Below are 23,041 nucleotides of genomic sequence, written 5' to 3'. Positions count from 1 at the left end.
ACGCCTTCTCCCGCTACTTCCAACTGCCAACTCGTCTGCTACCACGCCCCCGCTGCCGCGCCGTGCGCTGGCCTGCCGGGGTTTGACTGCAGCCCGTGTTGGGCTTTTTTCCTGCTTTTGAAACGGTAGAGTCGACTGTTGGTCGACTTCCTTCACAGCAGTCGACCAACCGTCGACTCTACACCACCGCAACAACGACCAAAGGCCGGGGGCTTACGCCCCCAGCCTTGGCTGCATCGCCGCGAATCGATGACGATGCAAGGGAACTGCTTACTTGACTTCGACAGTCGCGCCAGCAGCTTCCAGGTCCTTCTTCATCTTCTCGGCGTCTTCCTTCGAAGCGCCTTCCTTCAGGACGCCACCGGCTTCGGCCAGGTCCTTCGCTTCCTTCAGGCCCAGGCCGGTGATGGCGCGGACGGCCTTGATGACCTCGACCTTCTTCTCGCCGGCGGTCTTCAGGGTGACGGTGAATTCGGTCTGCTCTTCAACAGCAGCAGCCGGGCCAGCGGCAGCAGCCACGGCAACCGGAGCAGCGGCGGAGACGCCGAACTTCTCTTCGATGGCCTTGACCAGCTCCATCACTTCCATCAGGGACTTCTCGGCGATGGCGTCGACGATCTGTTCGTTGGTAAGGGACATGATAAATACCTTTGGATGATTTTCTGGGTTGAGGTTCCGTCAGGAACCACGGTAAGTCGAAACTCAGGCGGTCTCGGCGGCCGGCTCGGCAGCGTCGGCGGCGACATCGCCACCACCCTGCTTCTCGCCAACGGCCTTGATGGCGCGGGCGAACATCGTGACCGGCTCGGTCAGGACGCGGGCCAGCATGGCCAGGGCCTGGTCGCGGGTCGGCAGCGAGGCCAGCACTTCGACGTGGCTTGCCGGGAACACTTCGCCACCGATGGCGACGACCTTAGCCTTCAGCTTGTCGTTGCCCTTGGCGGCTTCCTTGATCAGGCGACCGGCAGCGCCGGGCTCCTCGAGCGAGAACGCGTACAGCAGCGGACCAACCATCTGGTCCTGGGCGACTGCGAACTCGGTGCCTTCAACGGCGCGCGAAGCCAGGGTGTTCTTGACAACCTTCAAGAAAACACCGGTTTCACGAGCCTGCTTGCGCATCGCGGTCATCTGGGCGACCGTGGTGCCAGCGTATTCGGCTGCGATCAAGGAGTGGGCCTTGGCGGCGACGTCTGCCAGCTCGGCGACTACTTCTTGCTTCTGGGACAGATTGAGAGCCATTGCACTCCTCCTATTGAACTCCGCTTACGGCTCCTGCCGTGTGCGGTCCTGTGCGGCATCCGTCCTGGACGCCGGGAACATCGGGATGATGTTCCGGGGGTGGGCCGTTCTAGACCTGGAGTGGGCCAACCTGGGAAACCCAGACGTGCGTGAACCAGAAAAACTCCAGAAGGGCACCATCTACGCAGGGTGATTCCGGGGAATCGATTAAGCGTTCATGACTGCTCCGGCGGCGACTCCTTGCCAGATCGAGCCTCCCTGCCCGTCGCCGGTATTGCCACGACCGCGCCTGCGGTCTTTGACGGCTACCGCGGGCGATGCACTGCCAGCGATGCCTTCAAATGTCACGGTCACGGCACCGAAATGCCGTGACCGCTTGAAACGATTACTTCAGGGTCAGCGACGACTGGTCGACGGTGACGCCCGGGCCCATCGTCGAGCTGACCGAAACCTTCTGCAGGTAGGTGCCCTTCGAGGTGGCCGGCTTGGCCTTGATCAGGTCCAGCAGCAGCGCGGTCAGGTTCGACTTCAGCGCGTCTTCGGCGAAGTCGGCCTTGCCGATGGTGCAGTGGATGATGCCGGCCTTGTCGGTGCGGTAACGGACCTGGCCCGACTTGGCGTTCTTCACGGCTTCACCCGGGTTCGGGGAAACGGTGCCGACCTTCGGGTTCGGCATCAGGCCGCGCGGGCCCAGCACGGTGCCCAGCTTGCCGACGACGCGCATGGCGTCCGGGGTCGCGATGACGACGTCGTAGTTCAGATCGCCGGCCTGCATCTTCTCGGCCAGATCGTCCATACCGACGGCTTCGGCGCCAGCGGCCAGGGCTTCGTCAGCCTTGGCACCGGCCGGAGCGAACACGGCGACGCGGACCGACTTGCCGGTACCGGCCGGCAGCACGGTGGAGCCACGGACCTGCTGGTCGGACTTCTTCGCATCGACGCCCAGGCGCACGGCAACGTCGATCGACTCGACGAACTTGGCCTTGGTGGCGGTCTTCAGGATGTTGATCGCGTCCTCGAAGGCATATGCCTTGCCCGGAACGACGGCGGCCTTGATGGCCTTCTCACGCTTGGTCTGTGCCATCTTATTAACCCTCCACCACGAGGCCCATGGAACGGGCAGAGCCAGCGATGGTACGCACGGCGGCGTCCAGGTCGGCGGCAGTCAGATCCGGTTCCTTCGCCTTGGCGATCTCTTCCAGCTGCTTACGGGTGACCTTGCCGACCTTCTCGGTGTTCGGGCGCTTGGAGCCCGACGAGATGCCAGCAGCCTTCTTCAGCAGGGTGGTGGCCGGGGTGCTCTTGGTGATGAAGGTGAACGTACGGTCCGAGTAGGCCGTGATGATCACCGGAACCGGCAGACCCGGCTCGAGCTTCTGCGTGGCAGCGTTGAACGCCTTGCAGAATTCCATGATGTTCAGACCACGCTGACCCAGCGCGGGACCGACCGGCGGCGAGGGGTTGGCCTGACCGGCCTTCACCTGCAGCTTGATGTAACCGACAACTTTCTTTGCCATGTGAGTGCTCTCCGGGTGCTAGCGCCTTTCGACAACAGGCTCCCCATCGGACCGGGAATCACGCGTCCCGGCATCGCGTTTTGAAATCATGCCGAAGGCCACCTTTCGGCGGCCTCGTCCTGCTGGCTTCCCAGCGGGGAGCCGCGCACTATAACAGGTTTTTTCTTCACATGCCTGAAGCGGCATCTAAACGAACGAAACCGGGCGCCGCCCGGTTTCTGGTCCGGCGTCGAGTGTGGCTCGACGCGACAGACAGGTCAGACGGCCTTTTCGACCTGGCCGAACTCGAGTTCGACCGGCGTGGCACGGCCGAAGATCAGCACCGAGACGCGCAGACGGCTCTTCTCGTAGTTGACCTCTTCGACGACGCCGTTGAAATCGTTGAACGGGCCGTCGGTGACACGGACCATCTGGCCCGGCTCGAACAGCACCTTGGGACGCGGCTTCTCGACACCTTCCTGAACGCGGTTCAGGATGGCCTCGGCCTCGGAATCGGCGATCGGCAGCGGGCGATCAGCGGTACCGCCGATGAAGCCCATCACGCGCGGGGTTTCCTTGACCAGATGCCAGCTTTCGTTGTCTATGCGCGGAATGCCGGCTTCTTCGTGAGTCTCGATCTGGACCAGCACATAGCCCGGGAAGAACTTGCGCTCGGAGCGGCGCTTCTGGCCAGCGCGCATCTCGACCACTTCTTCGGTCGGAACCAGGACGTCGCCGAAGCGCTCTTCCATGCCGTCACGGACGATGCGATCGCGCAGGGCCTGCGCCACCGACTTCTCGAAGCCCGAATAGGCGTGAACGACGTACCAACGCTTCATGCAATTCTCCTTAGCGGCTCAGGAACCACTGAGTCAGTTTCTGGATCAGGAAGTCGAAGCCACCCAGCAGCAGGCTGAGGATGAGCACCACGACGATCACGACCCAGGTCATGCGGATGGCTTCCTGGCGCGTCGGCCAGACCACCTTGCGCAGTTCGAAGCGCGACTCGGAGAGGAATTCGCGGGTGTCGCGCCCCTTGCCGGTCAGCATGAACACGCCGATACCGCCAACCAGACCGACCACGACCGCCAACGCACGCACCTGACCCGCCCACGCACCCAGCTGGGCGGCGCGACCGGAGTCGGCGGAGAACCAGAACCAGACGAACAGACCGGCCAGCACCAGCAACGATGCGGCGACATACTTGACGATATCTCCACCATTGGCGGAGTTGTCCTTGGAGTGTTCGATCTTGCTATTCATCCGGCTGTGTCTGCTTTAGCGGCGCAGGCCGCTGGGTAAGGTGGGCAGATGGCACGCCAGGAGGGACTCGAACCCCCAACCTGCGGTTTTGGAGACCGCTGCTCTGCCAATTGAGCTACTGGCGTACGTTGAAAACTTGCCTTCCCTTAGACGGCGAAGGCGGACCGAGGTTCCCGGCCCGCCATTCGCGTAACCGGCGGCGCTATGCAACCACCGGTACTGCAGGCTTACTCGATGATCTTCGAGACCACGCCGGCGCCGACGGTACGGCCGCCTTCGCGGATGGCGAAGCGCAGGCCTTCGTCCATGGCCACCGGGTTGATCAGGGTGACGACCATCTTGACGTTGTCACCCGGCATCACCATTTCGACGCCTTCCGGCAGTGCAGCGGCGCCGGTGATGTCGGTGGTGCGGAAGTAGAACTGCGGACGGTAGCCGTTGAAGAACGGGGTGTGGCGGCCGCCCTCGTCCTTCGACAGGACGTACACTTCGCCTTCGAACTTGGTGTGCGGCTTGATCGTGCCCGGCTTGGCCAGCACCTGGCCACGCTCGACGTCGTCACGCTTGGTGCCGCGCAGCAGCAGGCCAGCGTTGTCGCCTGCCTGACCCTGGTCCAGCAGCTTGCGGAACATTTCAACGCCGGTCACGGTGGTCTTCTGCACCGGACGGATGCCGACGATTTCGATTTCGTCGCCAACCTTGATCACGCCGCGCTCGATACGACCGGTCACCACGGTGCCGCGGCCCGAGATCGAGAACACGTCTTCCACCGGCATCAGGAACGGCTTGTCGATCGCACGCTCCGGCTCCGGAATCCAGCTGTCCAGCGCGTCGACCAGCTTCAGGATGGCCGGCACGCCGATGTCGCTCTGGTCGCCTTCCAGCGCCAGGCGGGCCGAACCGGCGATGATCGGGGTGTCGTCGCCCGGGAACTCGTACTTGCTCAGCAGTTCGCGCACTTCCATCTCGACCAGCTCGAGCAGCTCGGCGTCGTCGACCATGTCGGCCTTGTTCAGGAACACGACGATGTACGGCACGCCGACCTGGCGCGACAGCAGGATGTGCTCACGGGTCTGCGGCATCGGACCGTCAGCGGCCGAGCACACCAGGATCGCGCCGTCCATCTGGGCGGCACCGGTGATCATGTTCTTGACGTAGTCAGCGTGGCCCGGGCAGTCAACGTGGGCGTAGTGACGGATCGGGGATTCGTATTCGACGTGCGCGGTCGAGATCGTGATACCACGAGCCTTTTCTTCCGGCGCGGCGTCGATCGAGGAGTAATCCTTGAACTCGCCACCGAAGCGCTCGGCACCGATCTTGGTCAGTGCGGCGGTCAGCGTGGTCTTGCCGTGGTCGACGTGACCGATGGTGCCGACGTTGACGTGCGGCTTGGTGCGCTCGAACTTACCCTTGGCCATGGCTGCTTATCTCGAATTCGTCTGAGAGGTGATGCTTAAGATGGTGCTCACGAAAGGAATCGAACCTTCGACCTCTTCCTTACCAAGGAAGTGCTCTACCGACTGAGCTACGTGAGCCGAGTTTTGCATTATGACATGAACTCGATACTATTCAAAGTTCATTCAATGGAGCGGGAGACGGGAATCGAACCCGCACCATCAGCTTGGAAGGCTGAGGTTCTACCATTGAACTACTCCCGCGCCGGGAATGTCACAACGTGAAACTGGTGGAGGGAGGTGGATTCGAACCACCGAAGGCGTAAGCCAGCAGATTTACAGTCTGCCCCCGTTGGCCGCTTGGGTATCCCTCCTTACCACCCCGTCCCGTTGCCGCCGAAGCGTTGCGGTGTGTGGTGGTGAGCCGCTTATTCTGCTGATGGGACGAGGGGCTGTCAACGCTTTTTTCCATCTTTTTCACACGTCGTCGCAAACCCATTGATACGCAAGGTTATTGCCCGGGAGCCGGCAGTGCTTCGCTGGCGAAAATTGCGACATGGGGAACGCCGTCGGCGCCGATCCAGCCCCGATACATGCCCTGGGTGTTGAACGGCGCGGCCATTTTTCCATCGGCGCCGAGCACGATCGCGCCGCCGTCGCCGCCCATCTGCGGAATCGCCTGGTTGATGACGCCCTTGCCGGCCTGCTCCGGCGTCTGCCCCTGGTAGCGCATGCGCGCGCAGATCTCGTGCGCGGCCGCGGTGCGGATGTAGTACTCGCCCCAGCCGGTGCCCGACACCGCACAGCGCGCGTCGGCCCAGGTACCGGCGCCGATGATCGGCGAGTCACCCACGCGACCGTAGCGCTTGTTGGTCATGCCGCCGGTGGACGTGCCGGCGGCCAGGTGCCCCTGCGCGTCCAGCGCGACCGCGCCCACGGTGCCGAAGTGCCTTGCGGTCTCCAGGTCGGCATGGGCCTGGCCGCTGGCCTCTTCCTTCAGTGCGCGCTGCAGCTGCTGCCAGCGCTTCTCCGTGCGGAAGTAGGAGGGATCCACCAGGGCAATGCCCTGCTCGGCCGCGAAGGTTTCGGCGCCCTGCCCGACCATCATCACGTGCCTGGATTTCTGCATCACGGTCTGAGCCAGCAGGATCGGGTTGCGCACCCGCTGCACGCCGGCCACCGCGCCTGCGGCCTGGGTGGCGCCGTCCATCACGGCGGCGTCCAGCTCGTTGTGGCCGTCATGGGTGAACACCGCGCCCTTGCCGGCGTTGAAGGTCGGATCGTCTTCCAGCACCGTGATCGCTGCGGTGACGGCGGCCAGCGCCGGGCGACCGGCCGCCAGTTCGGCATGCCCCTTCAGCAGCGCAGCGCGCAACGCATCGCGCGCGGCCTTCTCTTCGGCCGGCGACAGGTCCCTGCGCTCGACGCCGGCGCCGCCGTGGATGACCAGCAGCGGCGAGACCGCCGGGGCGGCCTGGGCCAGCAACGGCAGGGACAGCAGCGCACACAGGGCCAGACGCAGTTTCATCGGGTACATCTCCAGCAGGACGAGGGAATGGATTGCAGGGTAGCGCCGGCCGCTGGCCGGCACGGGGCGCATCGGGGAAGGTGAGTTGCCGGCCAGCGGCCGGCACTACCGAAGCGTGAACTCAATCTCGCCGTCGCTGATGTCGGCCACGGCCTGGAAATCGGCCTCGGCCTGGACGTCGTCCAGCCGCATGCGGCTGCCACTGGCGACCACCGTTACCGGTACGGCATGGAAGCGCAGGGGTTCGCCCTCGACCAGACGATCGGCGCCGCGGCCGGGGTTTACCACCCAGACCCGGCCCTGGCCGCCGGCGCTGTAGACCTGTGCCTGGCCATCGGGCTCTACGCACAGGGCGGTGTCCTCGTCGACGCCGATGCCGACGATGCCGGGGTCGCCGCTCTCCAGCGCGGCACGGGCCACGAACACGATGAGGCGTCCGAGCCGGTCGCGTTTGTCGAAATGGGTGTCGGTGACCACGCGCTGCAGGTAGGGCATCTGCAGGAAGCCGCTGTCGAGGGTCACCGCGCGGCCCATCGGGTCGGCCAGGGCGCCGGCGGAGGTGATGCTGCCGCCGTCCATCGCGCCGTAGGCATAGCCGCCCAGGATGGCGAGCCCGGCGCTGGTACCGGCGATCGGCTTGCCGGCGCGCACATGCGCGTTGAGCGCGCGGTTGAGCGCGGTGCCCTTCCAGAAGCGGATGTAGCGCGACTGGTCGCCGCCGGCAATGAAGATCGCATCGGCTGCAGCCACCACCCGCAGCACCGCCGGATCGTCGGCGCCGCGACGGCTGTCGAAGACCAGGGTCTGCACGGCGGTGGTGCCGCCGATCTGGTGATAGAGACGGTCCTGCAGCTCGTCCTTGCCGGAGGCCCGCAGGATCAGCACGCGGCCATGGCCGGCCTGCTTCAGCCACCACTGGAAGGCCTCGGGCACCCATTCGCCACCGCCCATCAGCATCATCGCCGGTACGCGCGGACCGGGTCTCGGCGCCTCCAGGTCACCCACTTCGTAGTAGGCGAAGCCCGGTCCCTGCAGGTCCTGGGCAGGGCTCGCGGACGGCCAGGCCAGGACCAGCGACAGCAGCCAGAGGAAGGCACCGCGCCGGAGACTGCAGAGGGGTCGCATCTTGATCTCCCTGAACAAAATCGACTTGCAAGCGTTTTCACTCTTTGCCAGATAGACACCCGGTAGTCAAGGACATGAAAAAGGCGTTAAATGCGCGCGCCCATTCCAGAAATATGAATGGGGGACAGGGCCCCTCCTCTGCGGGCCGGCATCATTTTTGAGAATTCCTCATGCGTAGACAGGCGATGGCGTGGTCGATCCAGCTGGCGTTGATGGGCGTGGCTGCTTCCGCGGCGGCCCAGGCACCGGCTTCCTCTTCGGTTCAACAACTGGACGCGGTGCAGGTCACCGGCTCGCGCATTCCGCGCGCCCAGGTGGAAGGCCCGGCCCCGATCACGGTGATCAACGCCGAGCAGATCCGCTCCAGCGGTTTCACCAGCGTGCCGGACGTGCTGCGTGCAATGACCCAGAACGGCGGTGAGACGCAGAGCCCGCAGTCTTCCAGTGGCGCCGACTTCTCGCCGGGCGCGCAGCAGGTGGACCTGCGCGGCCTGGGCCCGAACCATACGCTGGTGCTGGTCAATGGCCGCCGCATCGCCGACTTCCCGATGCCGTTCAAGGGCCGCAGCAACTTCACCGATGTCTCCAACATCCCGCTAGGAATGATCGAGCGCATCGAAGTGCTGACCGGCAGCGCGTCGGCCATCTACGGCTCGGACGCGATCGCCGGCGTGGTCAACTTCATCCTGAAGAAAAAGGCCGATGGCACCACCGTCGACATGCGCATGGGCACCACCACCGAAGGCGGCGGTGAGTCGTTCGACATGAGCCTGGCCAGCGGTTTCAGCCGTGGCAATTTCAACGCCGTATACAGCGTCGAACTGCAGTCGCAGACCCCGCTGTGGGCCTATGAGCGTGAGATCCAGGACTCGACCCAGGACGGTCCCACCGAGGGCTCGCGCATCGCGCGCCGTGCCTACCTGCGCACCGACTACAACGATGACTACCTGGACCCGGGCGCGGCCACCTGCGAAGCGCTGTCCGGCCAGAACCAGGGCAGCACCTATCGCACCTATCGCCCGAAGTACGGCTACTACTGCGGCAGCGACAGCTCGATCGGCTATGGCACCGTCCTCAGCAAGCGCCGGGGCGCCAACGGCTACGCGTCGCTGAGCTACGACTTCGACAATGGCCAGCAGTGGTTCGCCGACCTGCAGCTGGGCTACCACACGCTGTCGCTGATGCGCGACGTCACCAAGTGGGGCCGCATGGACGCCAACGGCGACGAGTCGGGCTACTTCAACAACGAAGCCACCGGCGAGATCGAGTTCTGGCAGCGCCAGTTCTCCCCCGAGGAAATGGGTGGCCTGCGCAATGCCATGGTGCGCAGCACGCAGAAGACCTTCAGCGTGACCACTGGCTTCAAGGGCAACCTGGCCGGCAACTGGGATTACGAAGCGGCATTGAGCCATTCGCAGTACCAGTCGCGGATCAGCTGGGCACAGATCATTGCCGCCAAGGCCAATGACCTGTTCCTCGGCCCGCAGCTGGGCGTGGATGACGACGGTTTCCCGATCTACAACGCCGACCCGTCGCGCCTGTACCGACCACTGACCCGCGCCGAGTACGACGCGATCGCCGCGCGTACCACCTACACCCCGAAGTCGCGCACGGAGACCGCCGCCTTCACCCTGACCAATTCGGCCCTGTTCGCCCTGCCCGGTGGCGACGCCGGGTTTGCCGCGACCGTGGAAGTGGGCCAGCAGGCCTACTCGCTGAATCCCGATCCGCTGGCGACCGAGTACTACTACTACAGCTGGAAGGATTCGGACGGCAACGGTTCGCGCAACCGCTGGGCGACCGCTGCGGAGCTGCGCATGCCGCTGCACGAGACGGTCAACCTGAGCGTGGCCGGCCGCTACGACCAGTACCGCTATTCCGGTCACACCATCGGCAAGGCCACCTGGAGCGGCGGCCTGGAATGGCGCCCGATCGACACGCTGCTGGTGCGCGGTTCGTATGGCACCGCGTTCCGTGCGCCTGACCTGCACTATGTATTCGCCGGCCCGGGCAACGACGAGACCAGCGCCGAAGACCTGTACAGCTGCCGCGCCGACGGTGCCAGCGACTGTGCCGACTACGAGCGCAACCTGATCCGCAGCCGCACCGGCAACCGCCAGCTCGACCCGGAAACCAGCACCTCGTGGAGCGCCGGCGTGGTCTGGTCGCCGGCGATCGGCCTGGACCTGTCAGTGGACTGGTTCGACATCGACATGCGCAACCAGGTGCAGGACATGGATGTGCGCACGATCCTGGCCAACGAAGCGAACTGCCGCCTGGGCAGCGCCGACGTCACCTCGCCGACCTGCGTGGACGCGATTGCCCGCATCACCCGCAGCAACGACGGGCGCCTGTATGGCGTGCGCGTGGAGCCGATCAACGTCGCCCGCGAGTCCACCTCCGGCATCGACGTCGGCCTGCGCTACCGCCTGCAGACAGGGATCGGCGATTTCATCTTCAACGGCACCCACACCTGGGTGAAGAAGCATGACTTCCAGCGCTACCCGGGCGACCGCAGCGAAGACCAGTTCGCAGTCAACAGCGGCTTCGACATTCCGCGCACCAAGACCGGCCTGAGCGTGACCTGGGAGAAGGAGGCGTGGTCGGCAACGGTGTACGGTTCTCGCCTGGGCAAGCTGCCGACCTCGGACAGCTACGACCAGGTGTTCGACTGGGACAGCGGTGACAGCCCGTACGTGAAGGCAACCTACCGCTACAACGCATCGCTGCAGTACCGCGTCGACGACCATTCGCGCCTGTCGCTGTCGGTGGTCAATGTGTTCAACAAGATGCCGCCGAAGGACCGTACCTACACTGCATACCCGTACTACGACGTGTCCTGGTTCGACAGCGTGGGGCGCACGATCAACCTGCAGTACACCCACAAGTTCGGTGGCAGCGCTCTGTAAGCGCCCGGCCAGCGCAGACACAGAAGACCCCCGCTCCGGCGGGGGTTCTTTTTTTCCGCCACCTGAACGGCACCTGCGCGTGTGCTTCAGCCTGGCCCGGCCGCAGGGGATTTTAGGAAACGGCTGATTCCGCGCCTTCCGCGCCGCTCCCTAGCATCGTTGCATGTTCCGCTTTCCCCGCCCTTCGCTGCAGCAGACCGTGCCATCGGCCACCGCGTCGGTGCTGTTGCGCTGCCTGACCGTGTGCGTCTTCCTCTGCCTGGCTGCGGCGGCCGGCTTCTACCTGCTCACGGCGTTCACCGAGGACATCTCGACCCATCGCCGCGAGATGAATGCCGCCGCCTACAAGGCCCAGATCTATTTCGACCAGCGCGAAGCCCTGCTGCGGTACCTGGGCGATTCGGTGCTGGCCGGCCGCCCGGATGCGCCCGCTGCGGACAGCGAAGGCATGCGCCAGGTGGCGCTGGATGGACCCGGCGGCCAGCCGGGCCAGCGACTGCTGTTGTCGGCACGCGCCGAGCACACGCTGCAGGCGCTGCAGACGCACCTGCTGCTGGTCGATGCGCGAGGTGCGCATTGGCTGGCCGGCGACGCGGTCGACGTCGACCTGGCGCGCCTGCCGTCACTGCGTGCACTGCAGGCGCGCAACGGCAGCCTGGAGGGCGCGGACCCGGTGTACTGGCTGCGCCCGGGTGAGCGTGGCGTCGCACTGGCAAGGCCGGTGCAGGCCGGCCCGCAGCCGGCGCAGTGGCTGGTACTGCTGCTTGATGCCGATGCAGCGGCGGAGATGATCGATGGCCAGGGCATCGGCGGTTACGCGCTGCTGGACCGTGCTGGACAGCCCGCACTGTCCAGCCAGGCGCCGCGGCTGGACCGCGCGGGCTGGACGACCCTTCAACAGCGCCAGAACGACAGCTTCGGCACGTTGTGGAGCGGCGGTCTGCCGCGTGGCGTGGCGCTGGTCAAGGGCGTCGGTACCGATGGCTGGCGGCTGGTCTACCACCTGCCGCCGCCACTGCTGCTGAGCGACCTGGCCGCGCCTCTGCTGGTCTGCCTCCTGTTGCTGCTGCTGGCCGGCGTCGCGCTGTACCTGCTGCAGCATCGCGTGGACCGCCAGTTGATCCAGCCGGCCCTGCAGCAGCACCGCCGGTTGCTGGAGAACCTGGATTTCAGTTCGACGGTTATCGACATGGCACCGGTCGGCATCTGCGTGCTGCGCCGCGACGACCGCGCGCTGCTGCTGTCCAACCAGCTGCTGCGCGACTGGCTGGGCGAAGAAGGCGAGCACAGCGACTGGCAGGCTCCGTGGCGCGGGCACGCCGGCGAACGCGGGCGTGGGCTGGAGTTCACCACCCGCGACGGGCGCCAGCTGCAGGTGCTGCACGCGGCCTGCCGCTACCAGGGCGACGACGTGCTGCTGTGCGTCTTCCATGATATTTCCCGGCACCGCCAGGCCCAGGCCGCGTTGTCGTCGGCGCGCCAGGCCGCCGATGCGGCCAACCAGGCCAAGAGCGCGTTCCTGGCCACCATGAGCCATGAGATCCGCACCCCGCTGTACGGCGTGCTGGGCACGCTGGAACTGCTGGGGCATACCGAACTGGATGCCCGGCAGTCGCAGTACCTGCGCACCATCGAGAGCTCTTCATCGGTCCTGCTGCAGTTGATCAGCGACGTGCTGGATGTTTCCAAGATCGAATCAGGACAGCTCAGCCTGGAACCGGCGGCGTTCTCGCCGCGCGAACTGACCGAGAGCGTGCTGCGCAGCTTCGCCGCGTCGGCCACCTGCAAGGGCCTGCAGGTCCTGGTCTGCACCGATCCGCGCCTGCCGACGCGGGTGCTCGGTGATGCCGACCGCATCCGCCAGGTGCTGGCCAACCTGCTCAGCAACGCGATCAAGTTCACCGAGCATGGCCGGGTGGTGTTGCGCGTGCGCCAGGTGCAGCGCGAAGGTGATTCGAGCGTGCTGGCCTGGCAGGTCACCGACACCGGCGTCGGCATCCCCGCTGAGGAGCAGGCACGCCTGTTCGAACCGTTCCGGCAGGTGCGCGGTGCGGCCAGCGCGCAGGGCACCGGACTGGGCCTGTCCATCAGCGACCGCCTGGTGCGCCTGATGAGCGGCGAACTGCAGGTGGTGAGCGAGCCGGGCCTGGGCAGCAGCTTCAGCGTCCGCCTGCCGCTGCCGGTCCTGGCCGCCGCCGAAGACGGGCCCGCGCTGCTGCCGGAGCCGCCGATCCTGGTGCGCGGCCGCAACCGCGAGCTGGTCGACAGTGCCTGTGGATGGCTTCGTCGCTGGGGCGCCAACGCACAGCCCCTGCAGGGCGACCCGGCGTTGCTGGACCATGATGGCGCGATCCTGCTCGATGGCGAAGCCGGGATGCCGCTGCCGTGGACAGGACCGCGCGTGGTGGCGTCGATCGAGGGCGGTGACCAGCCGATCGTCGCGGCCGATGGCAGCCTGGTGGTGACCCTGCACGGCATGGCCGCGATCGGCAATGCGCTGGCCAACGTGCAGCGGCAACGTGCGGCGCAGCCGGAGCCCGCCCGCCTGGCGCCACCGATGCCGCTGGGCCTGCGCGCGCTGGCCGTCGAGGACAATCCGATCAACCGGGTGATCCTGGCCGAGCAGCTGCGCACCCTGGGCTGCGAGGTGGAGCTGGCCCAGGACGGCGTGGAGGCCCTGCAGCGGTGCCGCGATCAGTGCTTCGACCTGGTGGTGACCGACATCAACATGCCGCGCATGGACGGCCACGCACTGGCCCGCCAGCTGCGCGATGACGGCAGCCTGGTGCCGGTGATCGGCGCCACCGCCAATGCCACCGCCGAGGAACGCGAGCGCTGCCTGGCCAGTGGCATGCAGGGCTACCTGAGCAAACCCATCGACATCGCCCGCCTGCGCAAGGCAATCACCGCCCTGCGCCAAGGAGACCCCGCATGACCCAGCGTGTCCTGATCCTGGAAGACCAGGCCTTCCAGCGTGGCTTCCTGGCCAACCTGTTCGGCAGCCGCGCCGACGTCCAGGTCGATGCCTGCGAGGACGTCGAGGCGGCCATCGCGCTGTGTGCGTGCCAGCCCTACGACCTGGTGGTCAGTGACCTGCTGATGCCCGGGCAGGACGGCATCCAGTTCATCCAGGCCCTTGCGGCCCAGCCGCGTCCGCCGCGCCTTGCGGTGGTCAGTGCGGCGCCGCGGCGGATGATGACCTCGGCACGGCTCATGGCCGAATCGCTGGGGCTGGATGTGATCGGCCTGCTGCCCAAGCCGGTGGCGGCGGCCGACGTGGACGCCCTGTTCGAGGCCCTGGCGCAGGCGCGCCCGGCCGCCGGCGAGGTTCCCGCGCGCGCACCGGCAGCGCCCGAACCGGACGCATCCCAACTGCGCCAGGCCATGGCCGACGGCAGCCTGACGGCCTGGTTCCAGCCGAAGAAATCGCTGCAGTCCGGACGGGTGGTGGCGGCCGAAGCCCTGGTGCGCTGGCGCCATCCGCAGCTGGGCACGCTGGCCGCTGGCAGCTTCCTGCCGGCGATCTGCCGCCACGGGCTGGAGGGCGAGCTGCTGCGGATGATGCTCAAGGCCAGCATCAGCGCACAGGCACGCTGGCGCAAACAGGGCTTCCGGGTACCGGTATCGATCAACCTGCCGCCTCATCTGCTGGAACAGTCGGACCTGCCCGATGAACTGCTGGCGCTGACCCTGGCCCACGGCGGCAGCCCCGGTGAGTTGTGCTTCGAGCTGATGGAGAACAGCACCACGCGGCACGTCAGTGATTTCTATGCCGGGGCCTGCCGGCTGCGCATGAAAGGCTTCGGCCTGGCCCAGGATGATTTCGGGCAGGGCCTGAGCTCGGTCCACAATCTGGTCAATACCCCCTTCACCGAGGTCAAGATCGACCGCGCGCTGGTCAGCGGCTGCGCCCGTGATCCTGCCCTGCACCTGACCCTGTCGACGGTGATCGCACTGGCCAACCAACTGGGCCTGACCATCGTGGCCGAAGGCGTGGAAAGTGATGCGGACCTGGCCGCACTGCGCCAGCTCGGATGCAGCCAGGTGCAGGGCTTCCTGATCTCGCAGGCGCTGCCGTCGGACGAGTTCACCCGCCTGCTGGACGAGGAAGCGCCCTGTGGATGACCGCCCGCGGGCCGCGCTGCGCTGACGCCGGCTCCGCGGCGGGTTCACGAAACCATCAAGCGACATTGATGATCCTGTCTGCGCTGCGGCGGGGGACCTGTGCCGCTGCTACCGGTGCCGCTGTGCGCCCCCTGCTCCGAGACCTGCCATGCCGGCCGAGGCCGCTCCCGTCCGCCGACTCGCCCGCCGCTCGCTGCGCGTCCATGCCGTGCTGATCGGCGTGGTGGCACTGGCGACCCTGCAGGCCGGACTGCTGCTGTCGGCCGGTTCGCAGCTGCTGAACGAAGAGCGCAGCAAGATCGAGTTCCACTTCCGCCGCCTGGACGGCACGCTGCGCGAGCAGGAGCGCTTCCTGCGCCAATGGCGGCTGCATGACGTCGGCATGCAGGGGCCACCGCTTGCCGATGCCAGCGGCGAACTGCAACACGGCCCGCTGTTCGCGCACTTTGCGATGGTCGGAAGCGAGGGCGCCAGCCCTTCGCCGCCGTCCGAACTGGGCAACCGTTTCCTGCGCTTCTATGGCACGTTCTGGTCGGCCTCGCGCTACCCACCGCCGCAATGCCTGCTGGTCAACGGCCAGGGCACGCGCGGGTTGCTGGCACCGGTGCAGATCGGCCGTCATGACGCCGGCCAGAACAGCCCGCATCACCTGCGCCCGGCGATCGCCGACATCCACCGGGCGCTGGCCACGCGGCCCGCGCTGCGGCGTGGCGGCATCGCCTGGGTGAGCGTGCCGTGGCGCGACCGCCAGACCCGCCTGCTGGCCATCGCGCACGCCCCACAGGATGCGCGGCTGTGGGGGGAGGATGGCCGGGATTCACAGGCCGCGCTGGCGTGCCTGCTGGATCCGGCGCGTGTTGATGACTACCGCCAGGTGCTGGGTGTCCCGGTGTTCCAGCGGCTGTCGCTGTTCGATCCTGAGGGCCAGCGCCTGCTGGGCGATGCCGCAGACGCCAGCGACACCGGCACCGCCACGCGGGCCGGCCTGGACGGCCTGCAGTTCCGCATGCGCAGCGAGCGCGGCTGGCAGGCGGTCTACCACGTCAGCTGGCGCCAGGTATTCCAGCACCCGCAAGGGCCGCTGCTCGGCGCGACGGTGGCGGCCCTGCTGCTGGCGCTGGGTGGCACGCTGCTGCTGCGCGCGTACCGGCGCTCGGTCATCGAGCCGCTGCGCAGCCACCACGCGCGCCTGCTGGAAAGCGAGGCCTTCAGCCGCACCATCCTGGACAACGCACCGATCGGGCTGTGCCTGTTGCGGCGCGACGATGGCACTGTACTGCTGGACAACGCCCTCGCCCGCCGCTGGCTGGGCGAGGACCATAACGCAGGCGGCTGGCATGGCCCCTGGCGGCAAAGCGTGCTGGCCGCTGGCGGCACCACCCTCGGCGACGGACTGGCCTACACCACGCCTGAGGACCGCCACCTGCTGGTGACGGCGACACCGGCGCGCTATCGCGGCGAGCCGGCGGTGTTGTGCCTGTTCATCGATCTCAGCAGCCAGCACGAGGCCGAACAGGTACTGCAGCAGGCGCGTCGCGCTGCCGACCAGGCCAACCGCGCCAAGAGCCAGTTCCTGGCCACCATGAGCCACGAGATCCGCACGCCGCTGTACGGCGTGCTCGGTACGCTCGAACTGCTGGGGCTCACGCCGCTGGATGCGCGGCAGCAGGAGTACCTCGCCACGATCCAGCGTTCGTCCTCGACCCTGATGCAGTTGATCAGCGACATCCTCGATGTCAGCAAGGCCGAGGCCGGACAACTGAGCCTGGAGCCCAGCCCGTTCGATCCGGTCCGGCTGACCGAAGATGCACTCGACTCGTACGCCGCCGCGGCCGCCAGCAAGGGGCTGCAGTTCTACGCCTGCATCGATGCCGACGTGCCCTCCAGGGTATGCGGTGACGCCGCACGGATCCGCCAGGTGCTCAACAACCTGATCAGCAACGCGCTGAAGTTCACCGACAGCGGACGCGTGGTGGTGCGCGTGTCGGCACGCTGGCAGGCACAGCGCTGCTGGCTGCAGTGGCAGGTGGCCGATACCGGCATCGGCATTGCCAGTGAACACCAGGCGCATCTGTTCGAGCCCTTCTTCCAGGCCAACCCGGGCACCGACGCGATGCGCGGCACCGGCCTGGGCCTGGCCATCTGTGCGCACCTTGTGGCGTTGATGGAAGGCCAGCTGCGCGTGGTCAGCGAGAGTGGCCTGGGCAGCAGTTTCAGCGTCGAACTGCCGCTGTTCCCGGCGCCGGCGGATCCGCAGCAATGCCCGGCACTGCGGTTGCCGGCGGGGCTGCAGGTGCAGGTGCGCGGCAATGTGCGCGAGCTGGTGCAGTCGCTGTGCGAGCGCCTGCAGCAGCGCGGCGCGCACGCCGGCGCGTACCGGGAAGACAGCGCCATGGGCCTGCCAGCGGCTGCGGTACTGCTTGACCTGGTCCTGGACGGTCCGCTGCCACACTGGGCCGGTGGCGCGCGCGTTGTCGCCTGCCGCGACGGCGGCGTGCGGCCTCGGCAGATGGATGGCTTCTGGCAGGTGGGACTGCATCGGTTCGATGCGATCGTGATGGCGTTGGCCGCCGCCGCAGGCCAGCCCCTGGCGGCCAGTGCCAACGGACGCCTGCCCCTGCCGCGGCGCTTCGGCCTGCAGGTGCTGGTAGCCGAGGACAATCCGATCAACCAGGCCATCCTGCGCGACCAGCTGGAGCAGCTGGGCTGCCGCGCCGTGGTCGCCAGCGATGGCAATGAAGCGCTGGGCTACTGGCAGCAGGGTGCATTCGCGCTGGTGCTGACCGACCTGAACATGCCCGGCATGGATGGGTACGGCCTGGCCCGTGCCCTGCGCGCGCGCGGTGCCCGCGTACCGATCCACGGCGCCACCGCCAACGCCGACCCGGCCGAGCGACAACGCTGCCAGGAGTCAGGCATGCAGGGCGTACTGGTCAAGCCGATCACGCTGGAAGCCCTGCAGCGCCTGCTGACCCGGATCAGCCAGGGCGACGCAGGCGTCCGGGCGCTGCCGGAGAGCCCGGCCTCCGCCGATGCGCGCGATGATGATGATGCGCCACTGCAGGTTCCGGACAGGATGCAGGCGCTGTTCGTGCAGACCATGCAGGGCGACCTGGACAGCCTGCGCCAGGCGATCGCCGCCGCCGACCCCGCACGCGTGGTGCAGGTACTGCATCGCATCCGCGGCGCACTGGTGATCGTCGGCGCGCCAGCCCTGGTGGATCGCGGCCTGCAGATCGAACATGCCCTGGCGGGCGGCGCTGACCTGGCGACCCAGGCGGCCCCGCTTGCCGGCTTCCAGCGGCGCCTCGAACAACTGCTGCACCCCCTGCTTGACCCCGCATCCCCTTCCCTTCCCGACGACCCGGCCCTGCCATGACCACACGGATCCTCATCGCCGACGACCACCCGATCGTGCTTGCCGGCATCCGCGACGTGCTGGCCGGGGAACTGGACCTGGAGGTCGTGGGCGAAGCGGCCGACCCGGCGACGCTGATCGAGCTGATGACCCGGACCCGGCCACAGGCGGTGATCACCGACTACAGCATGCCCGGGGGTGATCACTTCGGGGACGGCATCAAGCTGATCTCGTTCCTGCGCCGCAGCTTTCCGGAGACACGCCTGCTGGTGCTGACGATGGTATCCAACCCGTCGCTGGTGGCGGCGATGTATGCCGCAGGCGCCGGCGGCGTGGTGCTCAAGAGCCATGGACTGGGCAGCCTGGTACAGGCCCTGCGCGTGGTGCTGGCCGACCGGGTCTACCGGCCCCCGGGCCTGCTGCCGGTAGACGCGGGTGAACCGGCCGATGCCGAGGCCGTGCGTGCGCGCCTGTCACCGCGCGAGCTGGAAGTGATCCGCCTGTTCACCGGCGGCATGAGCGTGGGCGAGATCGCACGACAGCTGCAACGCAGTGCCAAGACGGTCAGCACGCAGAAGATCAGCGCGATGCGCAAGCTCGGCGTGGACAGCGACCAGGCGCTGATCGAGTACTGCCTGCAGGCCTCGTTGTTCGCCTGAGACCGACTCCGGGCTGAATCGCGCGGGTGCTGTACGCGGGCCCGCAGTGGCTTTAGGAAACGCCTGATTCCATAGGACGGCGCCGATTTCTAGGCTGGATGCATCCCGCCATGGTGCGCGTGCCAGCAGCACTGCGTCGCCGTGGGGGACGGAAGCCCGATGGCGCCTGCAGCTGCCATCGCATGTGGCTTCCGCAGCGACGCGGCCCTGCCGCGCCAGTTCGCGCAGCCGTGCTGCGCTCTGCCACAGGAAGTCCAACAGCATGTACGCCTCCCCTACACGGCGCCGCCGTGCGTCCGGGCGCGCGCGCCGCGCGCCTGCCCCGCTCCTTCCCAGCCTGCTGGCGACCGCCCTGTGGGCGGCACTGCCGGTCCACGCGGCCGATCTGACCGGCCCACTGCAGGTCAGCGACGGCAATACCCTGCAACTCGGCGCGGACGATGTCCTCACCCATGCCGCCGGCAGCTTTGCGCTGACCGTCACCGGTGCGGGCAGCCAGGCAGTGATCGACGGCAGCCGTATCAACGTGACCGGCAGTGGCAGCGCCGTGTCCGCCAGCAATGGGGGACAGGTGCAGCTGCGCAACGCGACGCTGTCGATCGCGCCGGCCACCGGTACGGGCTTCTATGCGCTGTACGCCAATGGCGCTGGCAGTGTGATCGACGCACGCGATGTCGACATCGATGCCACCCGCAACGGCAGCGGATTCGGCAGCGTGCAGGCCTACAACGGTGGCGTGATCCACTATGCCGGGGGCCGTCTTTCAATGACCGGGACCGGTGGCACTCTGGCCGGTGCGTCCGGCAAGGGCAGCGAACTGCACTTGGCCGATCTGCAGATGAGCGCCGACGGCGGTGCCCGCCTGCGCGCCGACAGCGCCGGCCTGCTGACGATCCGCAACAGCCGCATCACCCTCGCCCCCGGTGGCATTCTTGCCGGCGTGGCGGCCGACGGCGTGGGCAGCCGCGCCGAGCTGTACGACACCTACCTGCAGGGCGGCTGGTTCGATATCGACAGCGGCGGCAGCCTGCTGCTGGAGAACGTGGAAGCCCATTCGGTGGGCGGCAGCATGCGACTGCTCGGCAGCACCCTCAGCAAGACCTATTCCAGCGCGGTGATCAACGGCGGCAGCTTCTTCACCGTCGGCGGCTATGGCGTGAACATCAACAGCTGGGGCGAACTGACCGCCCGCGACGCGACCTTCGATGTACGCGAAGGATATTCCGGCTTCTGGCTGGCCAGCGATGCGTCGCGCCTGCAGCTGACCGACAGCAGCGTCGACACCTGGACCGACAGCTACGGCCATGGCGTGGAGATCTACGGCGGCACCGCCACGGTGCAGGGCGGCCGGATCACCACGCACGGCGATGCGACCTATGGTGTTCGCGTGACCGGCTCCACCGGCAGCTCCGCCAGCCGCATCGAAGCCACCGGCAACGTGATCGATGTGCGCGGCGACGGCGGCGGCGGCGTGTTCATCGGGGGCTCCACCGCCACCGCGCTGCTCGACACCGTCGCGATCCGCGGTGACGGCGAGAACGTGTTCGGCATCGTGCACATGAACACCGCACGGCTGACCCAGGCCGACCGCCTGGACATCCGCATGACCGGCAGCAACAGCGGCGGCTACCGTTCCTACCTGACCGCGTTCGGCCCTTACTGGAACCGCGCCACCTTCAACGACAGCCATATCGAGACCGCCAGCGGCGCCGCGTTCTGGCTGCAGGGCAGCAATCATGCGTTGACCGTCAAGGGCAGCGAGGTGACCGCCGGCGATGGCGACGGCCGGCTGCTGCGGGTCAGCGACACGGTGTTCACCGACGGCAGCAGCGTGGCGACCAGCCGCATCGACTTCAACGCCGACGCCAGCACGCTGCGCGGCGACGTGGTGGTCGACAGCGCAACCGCCGACGTGCACCTGCTGCTGGGCAACGGCACGCTCTTCAGCGGTGCCCTGCGCAGCGATTCCGGCTACCAGGTCGCGCAGCTGTCGCTGGATGGCAGCAGCCAATGGAACGTGCGTGCCAGTTCCAGCGTCGGCGCGCTCGATCACGCCGGCACCATCGCCTTCGATGCGCCGACGGCCGGCGACTTCAAGACGGTCACTGTCAGCGGCGACTACGTGGGCAACGGTGGCCAGTGGATCTTCAACCGTGCACTGGGTGACGACACCTCGCTCGGCGATCAGCTTGTCATCAACGGCAACAGCAGCGGCACTGCCAGCGTGAGCGTGCGCAACGCCGGCGGCGCCGGAGCACTGACCCAGGAGGGCATCCGCCTGATCACCGTGGCTGGCCAGTCGGATGCACAGTTCAGCCTGCAGGGCCGCGCGGTTGCCGGTGCCTACGACTACTTCCTGTTCAAGGGCGGCGTGTCGACCCCGGATGACGGCAACTGGTACCTGCGTTCGGAATACGTGCCGCCGGTCGATCCGCCGGAGCCGCCGGTTGATCCGCCGCAGCCACCCGATCCCCCGGTCGATCCGCCGTCGCCGCCGGAACCGCCGGTCGATCCGCCACTGCCGCCGGAACCGCCGGTCGATCCGCCGCTGCCACCGGAACCGCCGATCGATCCGCCGCGCCCGCAGGTGGAACGCCCGGAACCGGCGGCCTACCTGGCCAACCGCAACGCCGCGCTGGGCATGTTCCGGCACAGCCTGCACGACCGCGCCGGTGATCCCGCCGCCGAGGCCGGCGCAAGCAGCGATGCCGTGGCCTGGATGCACCTGCGCAGCGCGCAGCCGGACAGCCACGACCGCAACCGCCAGGTGCACGTCGATGGGCAGATCAGCAGTGTGCTGGTCGGCGTCGGACGCCGCTTCGAAGTGGGCGGTACCGGCGAACTGCAGGCAGGTGCGATGCTTGGCCACGGCCGCGCCCGCAATGACAGCCGCTCGCAGCTGACCGGCTACACCGCACGCGGCGTGGTCACCGGCACCAGCGTCGGTGCCTATGCCACCTGGCTGCAGGATGCGCAGATGCGCGGTGGCGCCTATGTGGATGGCTGGCTGCAGTACGGCCGCTTCCGCAACAGCGTGCAGGGCGATGGCTTGCAGAAGGAGCGCTATGACGCGCGCAACTGGAGCGCGTCGGCCGAGGCCGGCTACGTGCTGCCGCTGCGCCAGACCGCGCAGCGTGGCGTCTACCTGCAACCGCAGCTGCAGGTGGTGCACAGCCGCTACGACAGCGACCGGCTGATCGAAGCCAACGGCACGGTGGTCGAAGACCGTGGCGGTGGCGAGACCAGCACGCGCCTCGGCCTGCGTCTTTACAGCCGTGGGTTGAGCCAGGCGCAGGGCCAGGTGCACCCGTACGTGGCGGTGAACTGGTGGTCCGGCGGCAATGGCGCGGGCCTGGCGATGGACGGCGAGCGCCTGCAGCGGCCGTTGCCGCGCGACATCTACGAAGCCAAGGCCGGTGTACAGGTGGATCTGTCCGGTGGCTGGCGCGGCTGGGGTGAATTGAGCCGGCAGAGCGGTGGCATGGGCTTCCGCGATGTCGGTGCCCAGCTGGGCGTGTCGTACACCTGGTGATGCGGGACGTGCCCGGCAAGGGAGTGCCGGGCGCTTTTCCACACGCCGCGTGGAAAGCCATGCGGACTTGATGTGGACAAGTGACCGCGAACGTTGCGGCGCAAGCGTTTCAAAGGCTGGTGAATTTTTAACCATGCCCATCCGCGGTTTTCCACATGCGCCGTGGAGAGCGGTTGGGATTTGATGTGGACAAGTGGGCGGGAATGTTGCCACGCAAGCGTTTCGATGCGTGGCGAAATTTTGTCCACGCGGAACGATTGAGGCGTGTAGCGCCGGGCCCACGCTCGGCTCACGTCCATCGCAGCCGAGCATGGGCTCGGCGCTACATCGGCTTCGCCGGTTTTCCACACCCGGCGTGGAAAGCGATGGGAGTTTGCTGTGGACAAGTGCCGGCGAACATCACGCGGCAAGCG

At 67.3% G+C, this 23,041-nt stretch carries 15 protein-coding genes and 4 tRNA genes; 6 read left to right on the top strand and 13 right to left on the bottom strand.

All coding sequences use genetic code 11. The features are described from left to right. Positions 1-270: 270 nt before the first annotated feature. The 13 genes from rplL to NSQ78_RS04055 form a co-directional block, all read right to left on the bottom strand. Entirely contained in the window at positions 271-639 is a 369-nt protein-coding gene (gene rplL, locus NSQ78_RS04115; RefSeq protein ID WP_014646047.1) for a 50S ribosomal protein L7/L12, read from the bottom strand. Positions 640-702: 63 nt separating this feature from the next. Continuing rightward, positions 703-1,239, bottom strand: coding sequence for a 50S ribosomal protein L10 (gene rplJ / locus NSQ78_RS04110; protein ID WP_010480377.1), 537 nt, complete (start codon positions 1,237-1,239; stop codon positions 703-705). 385 nt (positions 1,240-1,624) lie between these two features. Then, on the bottom strand, positions 1,625-2,323 hold the full coding sequence (rplA, locus tag NSQ78_RS04105; protein WP_014646045.1) for a 50S ribosomal protein L1: 699 nt from the start codon (positions 2,321-2,323) through the stop codon (positions 1,625-1,627). A gap of 4 nt (positions 2,324-2,327) precedes the next feature. Further along, the gene (rplK, locus tag NSQ78_RS04100; protein ID WP_004145248.1) at positions 2,328-2,756 is read right to left on the bottom strand and encodes a 50S ribosomal protein L11; all 429 of its coding nucleotides are present in this window, start codon (positions 2,754-2,756) and stop codon (positions 2,328-2,330) included. A 257-nt stretch (positions 2,757-3,013) separates the two neighbouring features. Continuing rightward, entirely contained in the window at positions 3,014-3,574 is a 561-nt protein-coding gene (gene nusG / locus NSQ78_RS04095; RefSeq protein WP_004154362.1) for a transcription termination/antitermination protein NusG, read from the bottom strand. Between the two features lie 10 nt (positions 3,575-3,584). Then, positions 3,585-3,998, bottom strand: a complete 414-nt coding sequence (gene secE, locus NSQ78_RS04090) for a preprotein translocase subunit SecE (RefSeq protein ID WP_014646044.1) — start codon at positions 3,996-3,998, stop codon at positions 3,585-3,587. 49 nt (positions 3,999-4,047) lie between these two features. Beyond that, positions 4,048-4,123: transfer RNA gene (locus NSQ78_RS04085), tRNA-Trp, on the bottom strand. 102 nt (positions 4,124-4,225) lie between these two features. After that, positions 4,226-5,416 carry an elongation factor Tu gene (tuf, locus tag NSQ78_RS04080; protein WP_014036096.1) on the bottom strand — a complete coding sequence of 397 codons (1,191 nt, stop codon included), beginning with the start codon at positions 5,414-5,416 and terminating at the stop codon, positions 4,226-4,228. Between the two features lie 41 nt (positions 5,417-5,457). Beyond that, positions 5,458-5,533 (bottom strand) — tRNA-Thr (locus tag NSQ78_RS04075). A gap of 49 nt (positions 5,534-5,582) precedes the next feature. Beyond that, positions 5,583-5,656, bottom strand: a tRNA-Gly gene (locus NSQ78_RS04070). A 24-nt stretch (positions 5,657-5,680) separates the two neighbouring features. After that, a tRNA-Tyr gene (locus NSQ78_RS04065) sits at positions 5,681-5,766 on the bottom strand. Positions 5,767-5,903: 137 nt separating this feature from the next. Next, positions 5,904-6,920, bottom strand: coding sequence for an isoaspartyl peptidase/L-asparaginase (locus NSQ78_RS04060; RefSeq protein WP_049464674.1), 1,017 nt, complete (start codon positions 6,918-6,920; stop codon positions 5,904-5,906). A 105-nt stretch (positions 6,921-7,025) separates the two neighbouring features. Continuing rightward, the gene (locus NSQ78_RS04055; RefSeq protein ID WP_064239613.1) at positions 7,026-8,045 is read right to left on the bottom strand and encodes a cyanophycinase; all 1,020 of its coding nucleotides are present in this window, start codon (positions 8,043-8,045) and stop codon (positions 7,026-7,028) included. Between the two features lie 170 nt (positions 8,046-8,215). Between NSQ78_RS04055 and NSQ78_RS04050 the strand changes: the two genes are divergently transcribed. The 6 genes from NSQ78_RS04050 to NSQ78_RS04025 all read left to right on the top strand — a co-directional run bounded on the left by NSQ78_RS04050 (position 8,216) and on the right by NSQ78_RS04025 (position 22,628). Next, on the top strand, positions 8,216-10,954 hold the full coding sequence (locus tag NSQ78_RS04050; RefSeq protein ID WP_064237723.1) for a TonB-dependent receptor: 2,739 nt from the start codon (positions 8,216-8,218) through the stop codon (positions 10,952-10,954). A 163-nt stretch (positions 10,955-11,117) separates the two neighbouring features. After that, complete coding sequence (locus NSQ78_RS04045) at positions 11,118-13,889, top strand: response regulator (RefSeq protein WP_064237722.1); 2,772 nt, start codon at positions 11,118-11,120, stop codon at positions 13,887-13,889. Beyond that, positions 13,886-15,079 carry an EAL domain-containing response regulator gene (locus tag NSQ78_RS04040; protein ID WP_049464669.1) on the top strand — a complete coding sequence of 398 codons (1,194 nt, stop codon included), beginning with the start codon at positions 13,886-13,888 and terminating at the stop codon, positions 15,077-15,079. Before NSQ78_RS04045 ends, NSQ78_RS04040 begins: the two co-directional genes overlap by 4 nt. A 148-nt stretch (positions 15,080-15,227) precedes the next feature. Continuing rightward, positions 15,228-18,458, top strand: coding sequence for a hybrid sensor histidine kinase/response regulator (locus NSQ78_RS04035; protein ID WP_064237721.1), 3,231 nt, complete (start codon positions 15,228-15,230; stop codon positions 18,456-18,458). Further along, a complete protein-coding gene (locus NSQ78_RS04030; protein ID WP_064237720.1) occupies positions 18,455-19,096 on the top strand; it encodes a response regulator transcription factor in 642 nt (213 codons plus the stop codon). The genes NSQ78_RS04035 and NSQ78_RS04030 overlap by 4 nt, the downstream gene beginning before the upstream one ends. Before the next feature lie 262 nt (positions 19,097-19,358). Beyond that, positions 19,359-22,628, top strand: coding sequence for an autotransporter outer membrane beta-barrel domain-containing protein (locus NSQ78_RS04025; protein WP_064237719.1), 3,270 nt, complete (start codon positions 19,359-19,361; stop codon positions 22,626-22,628). Positions 22,629-23,041 lie beyond the last annotated feature (413 nt).

It is taken from the genome of Stenotrophomonas sp. FSL W7-1447, from assembly GCF_037966425.1.
GTDB lineage: Bacteria > Pseudomonadota > Gammaproteobacteria > Xanthomonadales > Xanthomonadaceae > Stenotrophomonas > Stenotrophomonas pavanii.
This window is presented reverse-complemented; position numbering and strand designations above follow the sequence as displayed.